Source organism: Desulfobaculum bizertense DSM 18034 (assembly GCF_900167065.1).
Taxonomy (GTDB): domain Bacteria; phylum Desulfobacterota; class Desulfovibrionia; order Desulfovibrionales; family Desulfovibrionaceae; genus Desulfobaculum; species Desulfobaculum bizertense.
Map to the genome: position 1 here is coordinate 47,914 of NZ_FUYA01000005.1, position 13,749 is coordinate 61,662.

At 53.7% G+C, this 13,749-nt stretch carries 11 protein-coding genes and 1 tRNA gene; all 12 read right to left on the reverse strand.

Annotated elements, in window-relative coordinates:
* Positions 1-23: 23 nt before the first annotated feature.
* Positions 24-108, reverse strand: a tRNA-Leu gene (locus B5D23_RS08430).
* 234 nt (positions 109-342) lie between these two features.
* Positions 343-1,689, reverse strand: coding sequence for a bifunctional hydroxymethylpyrimidine kinase/phosphomethylpyrimidine kinase (gene thiD / locus B5D23_RS15320; RefSeq protein ID WP_078684994.1), 1,347 nt, complete (start codon positions 1,687-1,689; stop codon positions 343-345).
* Positions 1,690-1,708: 19 nt separating this feature from the next.
* Complete coding sequence (recD2, locus tag B5D23_RS08440; protein ID WP_078684995.1) at positions 1,709-3,883, reverse strand: SF1B family DNA helicase RecD2; 2,175 nt, start codon at positions 3,881-3,883, stop codon at positions 1,709-1,711.
* Positions 3,884-3,992: 109 nt separating this feature from the next.
* Positions 3,993-4,598 (reverse strand): recombination mediator RecR, encoded by a 606-nt coding sequence (gene recR / locus B5D23_RS08445; protein ID WP_078684996.1) that lies wholly within the window; start codon positions 4,596-4,598, stop codon positions 3,993-3,995.
* A gap of 10 nt (positions 4,599-4,608) precedes the next feature.
* A complete protein-coding gene (locus B5D23_RS08450) occupies positions 4,609-4,920 on the reverse strand; it encodes a YbaB/EbfC family nucleoid-associated protein (RefSeq protein WP_078684997.1) in 312 nt (103 codons plus the stop codon).
* A 45-nt stretch (positions 4,921-4,965) separates the two neighbouring features.
* Entirely contained in the window at positions 4,966-6,780 is a 1,815-nt protein-coding gene (gene dnaX, locus B5D23_RS08455) for a DNA polymerase III subunit gamma/tau (protein ID WP_078684998.1), read from the reverse strand.
* 85 nt (positions 6,781-6,865) lie between these two features.
* Entirely contained in the window at positions 6,866-7,786 is a 921-nt protein-coding gene (locus tag B5D23_RS08460; protein WP_233814958.1) for a branched-chain amino acid transaminase, read from the reverse strand.
* 142 nt (positions 7,787-7,928) lie between these two features.
* Complete coding sequence (gene der / locus B5D23_RS08465; protein ID WP_078685000.1) at positions 7,929-9,269, reverse strand: ribosome biogenesis GTPase Der; 1,341 nt, start codon at positions 9,267-9,269, stop codon at positions 7,929-7,931.
* Positions 9,270-9,388: 119 nt separating this feature from the next.
* Positions 9,389-10,450, reverse strand: coding sequence for an S-methyl-5-thioribose-1-phosphate isomerase (gene mtnA / locus B5D23_RS08470; protein WP_078685001.1), 1,062 nt, complete (start codon positions 10,448-10,450; stop codon positions 9,389-9,391).
* Positions 10,451-10,464: 14 nt separating this feature from the next.
* A complete protein-coding gene (gatB, locus tag B5D23_RS08475; RefSeq protein ID WP_078685002.1) occupies positions 10,465-11,895 on the reverse strand; it encodes an Asp-tRNA(Asn)/Glu-tRNA(Gln) amidotransferase subunit GatB in 1,431 nt (476 codons plus the stop codon).
* A 14-nt stretch (positions 11,896-11,909) separates the two neighbouring features.
* Complete coding sequence (locus B5D23_RS08480) at positions 11,910-12,563, reverse strand: DUF4254 domain-containing protein (protein ID WP_078685003.1); 654 nt, start codon at positions 12,561-12,563, stop codon at positions 11,910-11,912.
* A complete protein-coding gene (mltA, locus tag B5D23_RS08485) occupies positions 12,560-13,744 on the reverse strand; it encodes a murein transglycosylase A (protein ID WP_078685004.1) in 1,185 nt (394 codons plus the stop codon). The genes B5D23_RS08480 and mltA overlap by 4 nt, the downstream gene beginning before the upstream one ends.
* Positions 13,745-13,749: the final 5 nt, after the last annotated feature.

A 13,749-nucleotide genomic window follows, 5' to 3' on the forward strand; every position in this document is an offset into this window, starting at 1 on the left:
CGAGGCCCTGTGCTGTATTCTCGTGGTGCGGCGGGCGGGACTTGAACCCGCACGTCGAAAGACACTGGCTCCTAAGACCAGCGCGTCTACCAATTTCGCCACCGCCGCATATTTGTGTAACTATCGGGAACAGCCGGACACATGTATGACCGAATACTCCGTTCCGGCGGGCGTTTCCATCGTCAAAACGACAAAATCGCGCCACCTTTTGGCCAAAGCCAAAGCGGAACGTTTTTCAATGCCTCACAAAAGTGGCAAACCCTAATCCCCAGGCGGTATTCTGTCAATCCCCAAAGGGTTTCAAACAAATACTCAGGCCGAGGAATATTCAGGTTTGCTCCGCTATGCCGTCACAAGTGCACCCAGTGTACGCATGACGTCTTCCACGGTTTTTTCCACCACAAAAAGTCGTGTAAAACCATCGGAGTCGGGCACGCACACCACATGCACCATTTCGGCACCAGAAGTCAATCGATATCTGAGCTTTTCCGAAAAAGTTTTTTCACCCGTAGGTTCGCTACATTCCACGAAAAAATCAGTTCCAAGCTCAGAACTTTCTTCCTTCAATGCAACAAGCTCATTCATGACTTCTGAGTCTGCGCAAAGCTCACAAACAAAAGCCCCCTCAGGATACAAAACCGTTGCCGTATGGGCAATTTCTGCAATCAGCTCGTCTCCACCCTTTTCTGGATAGCGAAAACGGCTACTCTGCTCTGCTTCGATTTCTGTATGGCTCAAAGCATATCGCAAAACATGTTCTGTTTTTCTCGCCCACGGCAGGGATACTGCAACAGCTTCCACACTCAGCCCAGCGTCCACAAAAGGCGTATCTTCTACGTCAAGAATGTCCGCAAGACGGGCAAGTTCTGCACCACACGCATCCTGTGCCTGCAAACGCATCAGCTCTACGCTGTGATTTGCAGGTCCGCACCCGTGTCCCGGAGTGAAGCTTGCGGCAAGCGCACTGTTCAGAAAACTCTGTGCTTCCAGTACGGCATCCTCAATGCTCAGTCCCTTGGCCAAGCCCGTGGCAATAGCGGCAGAAAGCGTGCACCCCGTGCCATGCGTATTTTTCGTCTCAATGTACTGCTGCTCAATCGCAATGGGGTCCTGCCCCTTCACGCCCAGCCAGTCCACCATACGCTCGCCATCAAAATGACCGCCCTTCAACAACACAGCCTTTGCGCCCATATCCAGAAGCTTTGCGATTGCCTGCTGAATATCTTCATCAGAACAGATGCTCATCCCAGCCAGCAACTCGGCCTCTGGACGATTTGGCGTAAAAATATCTGCCAAAGGAATCAGATGCTCACGAATGGCGTCGACAGCGTCTTCCTGCAAAAGTCGATGTCCACTCTGGCTGACGCACACAGGGTCAACAACCAGAGGAAAATCACGCTCACTCAGGCGCGTACACAGCGCCTCAATGATTCCACGCGAAAACAGCATCCCAGTCTTGGCAGCTGCAACAGGAAAATCACTGGTGACGGCATTATACTGCTTCACCACAAACTCAGGTGCAGGAGCATGGATGTCGTCCACTCCCAGCGAGTTCTGAGAAGTCAGGGAGGTGATGACAGACATGCCAAAACCACCCAGCATGGTCATAGTTTTCAGGTCAGCCTGAATGCCAGCTCCGCCACCAGAGTCGGAACCAGCAATCGTCAACACACAGGGAAGACTGCTCATATTCGTCCTTTTCTTGGCCCTAGGACCCGTTGAAAATTTCCTGCAAGCGGTACTGCAAATGCGTAAAACGCTGGTTGCTGTCCGCACGCGCAATGCCAATACTCATGGCCCGCTGTCCACCAATCAGCACCGCGAGCTTTTTGGCTCGGGTCAGTGCTGTATAAATCAAATTTCGCTGCAAAAGCATATAGTGCTGGGTCACCACAGGAATGATAACCGCCGGATATTCACTGCCCTGCGACTTGTGCACACTGATCGCATAGGCAGGTGTCAGTTCATCAATATCCTGCATGTCATAGCTGACCATATGCCCTTCAAAATCAACCATCAGCTCGCCGCGAACAGGTTCAACCTCACAAATCCATCCAAGGTCACCATTAAAGACGTCCTTGTCATAGTTGTTCTTGGTCTGGAGGACGCGGTCTCCCACACGAAACTCCACGCTTCCGCGCGTGATTCCGCCCTTTCGTGGATTCAGCTTTTCCTGCAACAGGTGATTCAGTGACTGCGTCCCAAGATCACCCTTGTGCATAGGCGTCAGCACCTGCACATCACGCACAGGGTCCAGTCCATACATGGCAGGAATTCTTTCCATAAGCTGAAGCATCAGATGCTGAATGCGCGAGGAATCTTCCTGCTTTACCCAGAAAAAATCGTTCTCCGGGGCAGGCTTGCTCGACACAATGGGCAGTTCTCCGCTGTTCACGCGGTGCGCATTGGTCACGATCAAGCTCTCCTGCGCCTGACGGTAAATTCGTGTCAGCCGGGCACTAGGCACGGCCTCACTGTTCAAAATATCTGCAAGCACGTTGCCGGGACCAACAGACGGGAGCTGGTTCACATCACCAATAAGCACCAGCCTACAGGTCAGAGGCAAAGCCCGAAGCAAAGCTAGACACAGGTAGGTATCAAGCATGGACACTTCGTCCACAACCACGACCTGTGCTTCAAGCTTGTTTTCTTCGTGCATGCCAAAGCCACCGCCCGGCGAATACTGCAAAAGACGGTGCAGGGTTGAGGCAGTATAGCCCGTGGCTTCGGAAAGACGCTTTGCTGCGCGCCCCGTTGGAGCGGCCAGCTTGATTTTGAATCCAAGCTTGTCCAGCACCCGAACCATCACGCGGGTAATGGTGGTTTTACCTGTACCCGGACCGCCTGTAACGACAAAGACCTTGTTTTCGCAGCCACCAAAAACAGCTTCACGCTGCTCTTCGGAAAGTTCGATGGACTCCTCAGCTTCCAGCCGGGGCAAAAGCGTGCTGATCTTTTCCAGATCAACTGGTGTGGGATGCTCACACAAGGCATAGAACCGAGAGCTGATTTCCTTCTCATGCCTGTAAAAATGCATGAGGTACACAGCGTGTTCGATATTCTGGTGAGGCAAAGACTCCACATGCACCCGCTTTCGGGCCGAGAGTGAATTCACCGCGTCATGAATTGCCTCTGGATCAACACCCGGAATCAGGCGATCAACGCCATCAATGAGCTTATCCAGCGGCAAAAAGAGGTTGCCGTGGTCTGCCGCAGACTCCAGAGCATACAGCACGGCCGCAGCCATACGCTCAGGCGCAGTTTCGGCAAAGCCAAGCCGCAGGGCCATACGGTCCGCAAGCTTGAAGCCAATGCCATGAATCTCATAGGCCAGCTCGTACGGGTTTTCCTGAATGCGGGAAACCGCACCATTGCCATATTTTTTGAAAATTCGTGCTGCGTAGGTCGGGGGGATGTCGTGGGTCTGCAAAAAAATCATCAGATTGCGCACCTCGTGCTGTTCATCCCACGAGGCCAAAATCTTATCGAGCTTCTTTTTGCCAAGCCCTTCGACAGTCAAAAGCTTTTTGGGTTCTTCTTCAAGAACGGTCAGCACATCCGTTCCAAAGGTATCGACCAGCCGTCCAGCCAGAACAGGGCCAATACCCTTAATCATGCCAGACCCCAGATAACGGCGGATGCCATTCAGGGTTGCGGGCATCACCTGTTCCGAAAAAGCAATGCGGAACTGTCGGCCAAAGCGCGGATGCTCGGTCCACTCTCCAGTAAGCTCAAGCAGTTCTCCGGGGTTTGGCTCAGGCATATTGCCCACAACGGTTACCAAACCCGGTTCGTTTTCCACATTGGCACGAGCCACAAGGTAGCCGTTTTCAGCATTATAAAAGACGATGTTCTTTATTTCGGCTCTGAGTGTATCGGACATTTCCGCAAGACTCCTCAATCATACAAAAAAACCGGATGCCCCCCAGCGAAGGGGGTTCATCCGGCTTCGTCTCATGTGCGGCCCGGTGCGTCAAGACTCACAGGCAGATTCACAGCTTTTGGCGATACTGGAGTGACTGGCGCAGCGTCTCGCGATCAATAAACTTGACCTCAGCACCCAGAGGAATGCCCTGAGCAAGCCGAGAGACCTGTACCTGCGGGAAATCCCGCTCCACCATATCTTTGAGATATGTCGCCGTTGCCTCTGCCTCCAAGGTGGTGCCAAGCGCAAGAATAAGCTCCCGCACCTGTCCCTCTTTAAGTCGTTCCCGCAGCCGAGCTATTTCGAGCTGCTGAGGGTTCACGTTTTCCAGAGGAGCCAAAAGGCCACCAAGCACCAGATAGCGTCCCTTGTAAAAGCCACCCTCTTCGAGGGTAATCAGGCTATCCCACTCGGCAACAACCATAAGCTGTTCATCCGAGCGGCCGGGGTCCGTACAGATTGAGCACGGATTGCTATCCGACAAACTGGCACACCGATCACAGAAAAAAAGTTTCTCACGAAGGTCCAGAATACTCTGTCCCAACGCGGTTGCCCGCGGCTGAGGCCACTTGAGCAACTCCAGCGCGGCCCGAAGGGCAGACTTTGGGCCAAGGCCGGGCAACTGGGCCAACTGGTCCACAACCGCCTTGAGCGGTTCCGGGAGCTGCTGCACAACGCGCCTCCTAGAACATTCCGGGGATGTTGATGCCGCCGGTGAGCTTGCCCATTTCGCTTTCCATGGTTTCCTTGCCCTTTTTCACTGCTTCGTTCACGGCAGCAAGGACGAGGTCCTGAAGCATTTCAACGTCTTCCGGGTCAACAACAGCAGGATCAATTTTGAGGGACTTCACGCTACCAGAGCACGTAGCCTCAACAGTCACCATGCCGCCGCCAGCGCTGGCTTCAACAACACGGTCTTCCAGATCTTCCTGAAGTTTGCTCATCTTACGCTGCATCATCTGAGCCTGACGAACCAGATCATTCATGCCTTTCATTTCTCTTACTCCTTCAATGCGTGGATGCGTGCGAATCTTGCCCGACTAGGCTTTCTGCTTCACGTCGGTGCGAGGTCCGGCGCTCATAATCTGCGCATCGAACTCGCTGACGATATTCTGAACCAGAGGGTGCTCGCTCATTTCATCCTTAATCTGAGAGCGGTTTTTCCGCTGTTTCTGCTGAAACTGGAATTCAATCTTCCAGTCTGAACCAAAATACTCACGCACAAGTTCCTGCAAAAAAGAATAGGAACTGTTGGCCTTGATCTGCTCACAGTGGAACTTGTTGTTGCACTGGAGAATCAGAGCACCGTTTCCCACATGCGCGCGGACGTGGCGGATACCATTTATGCTTCGGCCTGTCGCGCCCTTGCACTGGGTTGCGTAATCCAAAAAATTTTCCCAGGTTTTGGGACCTGCCGGAACAGGTGGGAATCCTCCCTGCCCCTGCTGCTGACGAGCGGCCGGAGCAGCCTGTCTCTGCTGCGGAGCGGGGCGCGCGGGCTGAGGCCGGGCAGCCGTCATGGTATCCCCCTGCGGAGACACGGGCTGCGCTGCCGCCTGCACTCGCGGCGCAGGTGCTGCCGGTCGTGACGCCCGAACATTCTGCTGCGGCTGACGGGGAGCCATCCCCGCACCACCTGATGCCGGTGCAGCACCAGAAGCAGGCCCTGCTGGCGGTGTTCCCTGAGCAGCTCCCCCCTGCCCTGCGGCCGGAACCGGGGCAGAAGGCACACCAGCATTGCCAGCGCCTTCAAGTCCCACAAGCTGTGACAGATAGGTCAGGTTCAGAAGCAAAAGCTCCAAGGCAAGCGCAGGCTCAAGGCTTTGCCGTACGCGCTGCTGTCCTTCGAGGGTCAGCTGCCAGCACGCATGGATGTGCGCCATTGAAAATTTCTTTGTCCATTCCTTCCACTGCGCGGCTTCCTCATCCGGGAGATCCAGAATAGCCAAGGCCTTGTCCCCTGCCTGCGAAAGCAGGAACATGGTACGCCATGCTTCGGTCAGCTCGCGCATAAAGAAGCCAAGGTCCAGACCCTGATCGAGGATTTCCGCGACAATACCGCTGACACCAACACAGTCCTGCTTGTGCAAGGCATCCATCAGCCGGAAAAGAATATCCCGGCCAGCAAGACCAAGCACTGTACGAACGTCGTCAGCAGTGAGCGTTTCCCCACCAAGGGCGAGCACCTGCCCCAGAAGGGACATGGAATCACGCACACTTCCCGCACCACGGCGAGCAATCAACGAAATTGCCGCAGAATCAAAGGGCTTGCCCTCTGTTTCCAGAATGCGCGTCAAATGAGCCTCAAGCTCCTTTTGCGTCAGGCGCTTAAAGGTATAATGCTGGCAGCGGCTAATAATGGTCTGGGGGAATTTGTGCGGCTCGGTGGTCGCCAAAATAAAAGTGACGTGTGAAGGCGGCTCTTCAAGGGTTTTCAGAAGCGCATTGAATGCACTCTTAGAGAGCATGTGCGCTTCGTCAATAATGAAAACCTTGTATCGGCAGTCAATGGGAGCGAAGCCTACGTCTTCTTTCAGGCTTCGTACATCGTCAACACCAGTATTGGATGCACCGTCAATCTCGGCCACGTCAACAGCGGCACCTGCAGAAATCTGGCGACAATGCAGGCACTCATTGCATGGCTCGGCGGCGGGACCCTTTTCACAGTTGATAGCTTTGGCAAAGATACGGGCGATGGTGGTTTTACCAACTCCGCGAGTGCCAGAAAACATATAGGCAGGTGCGATTGCACCGGTAGCCGCAGCGCGAGACAGAATAGCCTTAATGGTTTCCTGCCCGGCGACATCGGCAAATGTCTGGGGACGATACTTGTGTGTCAGGTGTGACTGGCTCATAGAACCCTTGCTGCTGATGCGCCGCACCCGAAGAACGGATGCGGCGCGTTAGAATCATTTTGCAAAAACGCCTGACAGTCTGAGCTTACAGGCTGTAGGCATCCAGCCAGTGAGCATATTCGGGATTTTCACCCCGAACAAGCTTGAAGTATTCTTTCTGGAGGTGCTTGGTCACTTCGCCAGCATGGCCAGCGCCAATAACCCGGCGATCAACCTCACGGATGGGAGTTACCTCTGCGGCGGTGCCACAGAAGAATGCTTCGTCTGCCGAGTACAGTTCGTCTCGGGTAAAGCGCTGCTCTACCACTTCATAGCCAAGGCCACGTGCCAGCGTAATCAGGCTGTTACGGGTCAGGCCGTCCAGAACAGACGTCAGCGGCGGAGTCTTGATAACCCCATTACGGACCAGGAAAATATTTTCGCCAGTGGCCTCGGAAACATAGCCCTCTGTGTCAAGCATCAGGGCTTCATCATAGCCATCTGCAACAGCCTCACGCTTGGCAAGGATGGAGTTGGCGTAGTTTCCGCTGGTTTTGGCTTTTGTCATCATCACGTTGACGTGCAGACGGGTAAAGGTCGACGTTTTTACCCGGATGCCCTGTTCCAGAGCTTCGGCGCCAAGATATGCGCCCCACGGCCACACAGCAATGATGGTCTGAATCGGATTCGTGGACGGATGAACGCCCATAGCTCCTGCACCGATAAAGGACAACGGCCGGATATACCCCTCATCCAGCTTGTTGACTTTCAGCGTTTCAAGAATGCCATTACAGACGTCTTCCTCAGAAAATGGAATTTCCATTTCCATGATCTTTGCGGAATTGAACAGACGGGCGACGTGTTCCTTGAGCCGGAATACGGCAGAGCCACCGTCAGCCGTCTTGTATGCGCGAATCCCTTCAAAAACTGCACAGCCATAGTGCAGAGAGTGTGTCATGACGTGGACCTGGGCCTGATCCCAAGGCACCAGTTTTCCATCAAACCAGATAAATTCCGTAGTTTGCACGTTAATTCTCCCTATGCGAGTCAGGTTTAGGCTCTGAAGGACTACTCCAGAGCCTTGAAACGTGCACATTTCGTGCGATTCCGACACGGTATGCAATTCCACATCCCCGGTCAAGAAGTCTGCTCGAAATGATTCGGAAACATCAGCCTTTTTTGGACTTTTTCTTGTGGCTTCCACGAAAATGGACAGCCATCGGAGCCATTTTCAGACCAAAAGACTTACGCAACTGGTTTTCCAGATAACGCACATAGGAGTCCCTCACCAACTCAGGGTCGTTCACAAAAAAAACAAAGGTCGGAGGCGTAATGCCTGCCTGAGTCAGGTAGTAGAACTTTGCACGACGATGTTTCATAATCGGCGGCTGGTGACGAGTGATCGCGTCCTTGAGTGTTCTGTTCAGAATACCTGTGGTGACTCGAATCTGGCACTCCTTCCACAGCTTCTGGGCAAGCGGCAGGAGGTGACGCAGGTTCTGGCCAGACAGCGCAGAGGTGAACAGCTTGGGCACATGGGGACAAATGCGCAGCTGGTCATAGAAGTACTTCTTGAGCTGGTCGACCTTGCCTTTGGGGATGAGGTCCATCTTGTTCACAATAATAATCAGCGGCGTCTTTTCCCGGTCAAGGAAAGATACCAGCTTCTTATCCTGCATGGTGAGTCCCTCAACAGCATCAAGCACCAGCACAGCGACCTGAGCGTTCTTACTGGCTTTCAGGGAACGAAGCACAGAAAAATGCTCAAGGTTTTCAGAAATTTTGCTTTTGCGGCGAATACCAGCGGTGTCCACAAAGGTATAACGCTTTTTGTCAACTTCAACAGTGACATCAACGCTATCACGGGTCGTACCTGCACGGTCGCTCACGATCATGCGGTCTTCGCCCAGCATCCGGTTGCAAATGGATGACTTGCCAGCATTTGGGCGACCGATCAGCGCAAGGCGGAGACCTGTTGCGTCATCGTCTTCCTTCACGGTCTCGGCGTCATAGCCTTCTTTTTCCAGAAGCTCATTCAGGCGATCCAGAAGAGCCGGGATGTTGTGCCCGTGAGCAGCACTCACATTCAGCATGTCCATGCCAAGAGCGTGGAATTCCGAGGCATTGCCTTCTTTCTCATAGCCATCAATCTTGTTGACGACGAGAAGCACGGGCTTGTGGCTTTCGCGCAGGTCACGAGCAACCTGTTCATCCACAGGATTCAGACCATTCTTGCCATCAACGACCAGCATGATGACCTGAGATTCTGCAATAGCTTCCTGAGCCTGCTGCATGATCTCCTGCTCAAAGTTCTGGTCTTCGTCCATGACCAAACCGCCCGTATCCACCAAAGCGAAAGGCACGTCAGACTGACGAACCACGCCGTAAATGCGGTCGCGGGTCACACCCGGCAAGTCATGAGTCAGCGCTTTCTGCTGACGTATAAGCCGGTTAAACAGGGTTGACTTGCCCACGTTGGGGCGGCCAATGAGTGCAATGGTGGGTAACATAGCTTTCGTTATACTCGAATATATAAAAAGTTTGAATAACAAGCGGGCCAGAAGCATCAAACTCTTGCTCTGGCCCGCTTTTCAGCAAAGTTGTCCAAGGCGCAACACCGCAGAAATTCTTATTTTTCTGCGTTCTCTTCCTGCGCCTTCTTCTCGAATGCCTGGGCAATGGCGTTTGTGTACGGAGGGCGGAGTACCCCGACTTCCGTTACAATACCAGCAATAAGTTCAGCCGGAGTCACATCAAAGGCAAAATTAAAGACCTCTACCCCATCGGGAGTGATCTGGGTTTCGCCGACATGCGTGACCTCTCGGGCCGGACGGTTCTCAATGGGAATAGCATCCCCATCAGCTGTGTCACGATCAATGGTCGAAAGCGGTGCCGCAACATAAAACGGCACACCGTAGTGCTTTGCCAGCAGCGCCACGCCACTGGTGCCAATTTTATTGGCCGCATCACCGTTGGCCGCAATGCGGTCAGCACCGACCACAACCCTGTCGACCATGCCCTTTTTCATCAAAAGAGAACAGGCATTGTCACAGGCAACACGAACCGGAATACCGTCCACCTGCAACTCGTAGGCAGTCAGACGTGCGCCCTGCAAAAACGGACGGGTCTCGTTGGCAATGACATCAATTTTCTTTCCAGCGTCCACTGCGCCACGAATCACACCCAATGCGGTTCCATAATCGGCAGTAGCCAATGCTCCAGCATTGCAGTGAGTCATCACGGTGTCGCCGTCCTCAAGGACAGTTGCCCCGTGCACGCCAATCTGGCGACACAGCCGCTTGTCTTCCTCGTGAATCTCTTTGGCCAGAGAAAGCCAGAATGCACACAGGCCATCGTAATCAAGCTCAGGACGAGCCGCACGGGCCTCCTGCATACGATTCACAGCCCAGCGCAAATTGACGGCTGTAGGACGGGCCGCAGCCAAATCCGCAAGCAACGTCTCAAGCCGGGCTTCCCAGCCCTCACCCGCAGCTTCGCGAGCCGCAAGATAACAGCCATACGCCGCAGTCACGCCAATAGCGGGAGCGCCGCGCACAACCATCGTCTGGAGCGCATAAATAGTGCTTGTGGTATCTGTGCACTCGAACCACTCTTCACGAGTGGGAAGCACCCGCTGGTCCAAAAGAACCAGGCAGTCCTTTTCGTCAGAAAACCGAATATGCCAATCCATGAGTCGCCTCCGGTCTAGCCCAGTTTTTTCGAGAGAATCTGATTTACCAATTTCGGATTACCCTGTCCGCGAGTCTGGCGCATAACCTGACCGACAAAGAAGCCCATCAGCTTCTTTTTGCCGCCACGGTACGCCTCAACCTCAGACGGGTTGGCTGCCAGCACATCATCAACAGCAGTTTCCAGTGCGCCAGTGTCAGAGATCTGCACAAGGCCCTTCTCTTTCACGTAGGCTTCCGGATCACCGCCATCCTTGAACAGCTCGGTAAAAATTTTCTTTGCGACCTTCTGGTTAATGGTGCCCTCATCCACAAGGCGGACCAGAGCAGCAAAATGCGCGGCACTCATGCCACAGGCAGAGATATGCCCCGTGGTTTCGTTGAGCATGCGCAGCATTTCAGTCTGTACCCAGTTCGCAACCTTGCGTGGCTCTGCATAGGCTTCAACAGCAGCCTCGTAGTAGTCAGCAAGCTCACGGTCAGCAGTCAAGACTTCGGCATCAGCCTGAGGCAGGCTGTACTGCTCCTCAAAACGAACCAAACGGGCGGCAGGCAGTTCAGGAAGCTCGGACCGCAGCTTCTCAATCCAGTCACGCTCCAGAATCAGAGGCAGCAAATCCGGATCAGGGAAATAACGGTAGTCATGAGCCTCTTCCTTGCCTCGCATGGACGCAGTTACGCCACGGTCAGCATCAAAAAGACGGGTTTCCTGAATGACTTCCTCGCCGTCTTCCAGCAGGTCTTCCTGACGCTCAATCTCGTAGGCAATAGCACGCTGCACATTACGGAACGAGTTCATGTTTTTCAGCTCGGCACGGGTACCAAACTCTTTCTGCCCGCGAGGACGGATAGACACGTTTGCGTCACAGCGGAAACTGCCCTCTTCCATGTTGCCGTCACAAATGCCCAGATAGAGCAAAATGGAATGCAGCGACTTGAGGTAAGCAACAGCTTCTTCCGGAGAGCGCATGTCGGGGTCAGAAACAATCTCGATAAGCGGCGTTCCGGCACGGTTCAGGTCCACAAAGCTGGCGTTCTCGGTATGCGAGTGGATATTCTTGCCAGCGTCGTTTTCCATGTGAATGCGGGTTACGCCGATTGTTTTCTTTTCTCCGCCGACTTCGATTTCCACAGAACCGTGCTCAGAGAACGGCAGGTCAAACTGGGAAATCTGGTAGCCCATTGGGAGGTCAGGATAAAAATAGTTCTTTCGGGCAAAAATGGAGCGCTCATTCACAGAGCAATCAATGGCAAGAGCCATTTTGACAGCATACTCCACAGCGGTCCTGTTCAGAACGGGAAGGCTGCCCGGCTGCCCCGTGCACACAGGGCAAATATTGGTATTAGGCTCCTGACCGAATTCATTGGAACAGGAACAGAAGAGCTTTGTTTTTGTCTTGAGCTGTGCATGGACTTCAAGCCCAATAACGGCTTCATAATCGGCCATCTGAGGAACCTCCGCTACTTGGACACGGTCTGGCCAGCCTTGTACAAGGCCGGGTTCAGACTGGGGTCGTTATACATCTTGAACTGGTAATAGACTTTGGGGCGCTTGCGACCATCGGCGTATTCTTCCACAAGCTCGTCCACTGCCCGGCACAGATCGCCATGCTGCTCGTTCAGAACAGCAAGCTTCTGCTGGCATTTGGCAATGTGGTCAGCGTCGACATCCGTGCGCTCGGTCTGTTCCTGCATATGGAAAATTTTGAGGCAAAGGATGGACAGTCTGTCTATGGCTGCGCCAAGGGACTCGGTGTTGTAGCGCTCAGCAGCGTCTTTTGGCAACAGCGGCAAAAGCAGGGACACGAGACAGGCGTCAGTTTTTTCCATGTAGTCATTACGAGACTGATTCAGAGCGTCGACCTGCTGCTTGCAGGATGCAATCACCGTTGCGTCAACGTCCTTTCTCCGCGCCTGATCTTCAACGTGCCACAGGCGGAAGTTTCGCAAATTTTCGCGCGCAATCAGCGAAGCAAGGCGCTCCAGAGAGACCTCTTCACCGTCCAGTTCGATTTCTTCTGGTTCATTGTCATGCCACGCGGCAACAGCCTCTCGCTGCTGTGTAAAACAGCTCTGGAGGGCATTCCTGATCTCGGAAAGACCGGGTTGAGTCATCGTTTCAGAACCTCTTTGCTAACAAGCATATATACTGACGCCGGAGACTTTATGTGCCCGGCAAAATATTCAACATTGGTTCCACTGCCACAGAACCAGTCCAGACGAGCACCCTTAATGGCTCCACCTGTGTCCTGCGCAAGGCCAATGCCTGTAACCTCACCGGGAGCGGCCCCCGGTGCCTCTGGTGGCAGCTTGGCATCAAACGCCATAACCGCGCCAAGAGGAAAGACCTTTGGGTCTGTAGCCATGCTCACCCGTGGCGTCAACAGTTTCCCCATTGCGCCATAGGGACCATTGTCCCCTACCCGGAAAAAAACATAGCTTGGATTGGTGGACAGCAAATCAGGAATTTCATCAGGATGTGCTGCAAGATATTCCCGGATACTCTTCATGCTCACGGCCTTGGGGTCCAGCAAACCCCGACGAATCAGCACCTTGCCCAGGCTGACGTACTGACGGCCATTTTTTCCCGCATACAAAATGTGGTGCATGCTTCCATCTGGATACTTGAGCAAACCGGAACCCTGAATCTGGAGAAAAAAGACATCAACACTGTCTTTTGCCCACGCCAGTTCCAGCCCACGGCCACGAAGCTTGGCCTCGTAGTCAATTTCTTCACGGGAGTAATACGGCACAGGCTCACCGTTTTCAATACGGTAGACCAGTTTCTGACCTTTCCAGCGAGGGTGATACTTTGCGAGGTCCATTGTCTGCAAATCCTGAGGCACCCCGTAGAGTGGATACCTATACTCAGGAGTTCGCTTTGGGCTGGCTTCGATGTATGGCGCATAATAGCCAGTCATCAGCGCGCCACCCGTGAGACGGAGCCACGTAAACCGTTCTTTCAGGAGCCTGGGATTGCGGTCAAGCTGCGGCAGGACCTGTTTCAGCTCCACTAGTGTTTCCCGAAGGTCACCATAAGTCAGCCGTACGGCACCATTTTGCAGAGCAACACGGGCCTGTGGCTTCACCGACACAAAGGCAAGGCTCTGATCCACAGCGCCCTGCATATCTGTCCAAGAAGAAAGATGCTGTCCCGCAGGGTGAAGCTGCTTAACAAGCTTCCCTGCATCCTGTGGGGCCTCAACAAGCGTCAGCGGGGGCTGCTTTTTTGGAGCGGCACACCCAGACGCAAAAAGGACACCTGTGAGCACAATAAGCCACAGCGTTCGGAACATTTCCT

What these genes read in the sequence shown, in the direction of transcription:
- gatB (WP_078685002.1), bottom strand. Translation starts at nt 11,895, where the DNA reads ATGGCCGATTATGAAGCCGTTATTGGGCTTGAAGTCCATGCACAGCTC.
- B5D23_RS08450 (WP_078684997.1), bottom strand. Translation starts at nt 4,920, where the DNA reads ATGAAAGGCATGAATGATCTGGTTCGTCAGGCTCAGATGATGCAGCGT.
- mltA (WP_078685004.1), bottom strand. Translation starts at nt 13,744, where the DNA reads ATGTTCCGAACGCTGTGGCTTATTGTGCTCACAGGTGTCCTTTTTGCG.
- thiD (WP_078684994.1), bottom strand. Translation starts at nt 1,689, where the DNA reads ATGAGCAGTCTTCCCTGTGTGTTGACGATTGCTGGTTCCGACTCTGGT.
- recD2 (WP_078684995.1), bottom strand. Translation starts at nt 3,883, where the DNA reads ATGTCCGATACACTCAGAGCCGAAATAAAGAACATCGTCTTTTATAAT.
- dnaX (WP_078684998.1), bottom strand. Translation starts at nt 6,780, where the DNA reads ATGAGCCAGTCACACCTGACACACAAGTATCGTCCCCAGACATTTGCC.
- B5D23_RS08480 (WP_078685003.1), bottom strand. Translation starts at nt 12,563, where the DNA reads ATGACTCAACCCGGTCTTTCCGAGATCAGGAATGCCCTCCAGAGCTGT.
- mtnA (WP_078685001.1), bottom strand. Translation starts at nt 10,450, where the DNA reads ATGGATTGGCATATTCGGTTTTCTGACGAAAAGGACTGCCTGGTTCTT.
- der (WP_078685000.1), bottom strand. Translation starts at nt 9,269, where the DNA reads ATGTTACCCACCATTGCACTCATTGGCCGCCCCAACGTGGGCAAGTCA.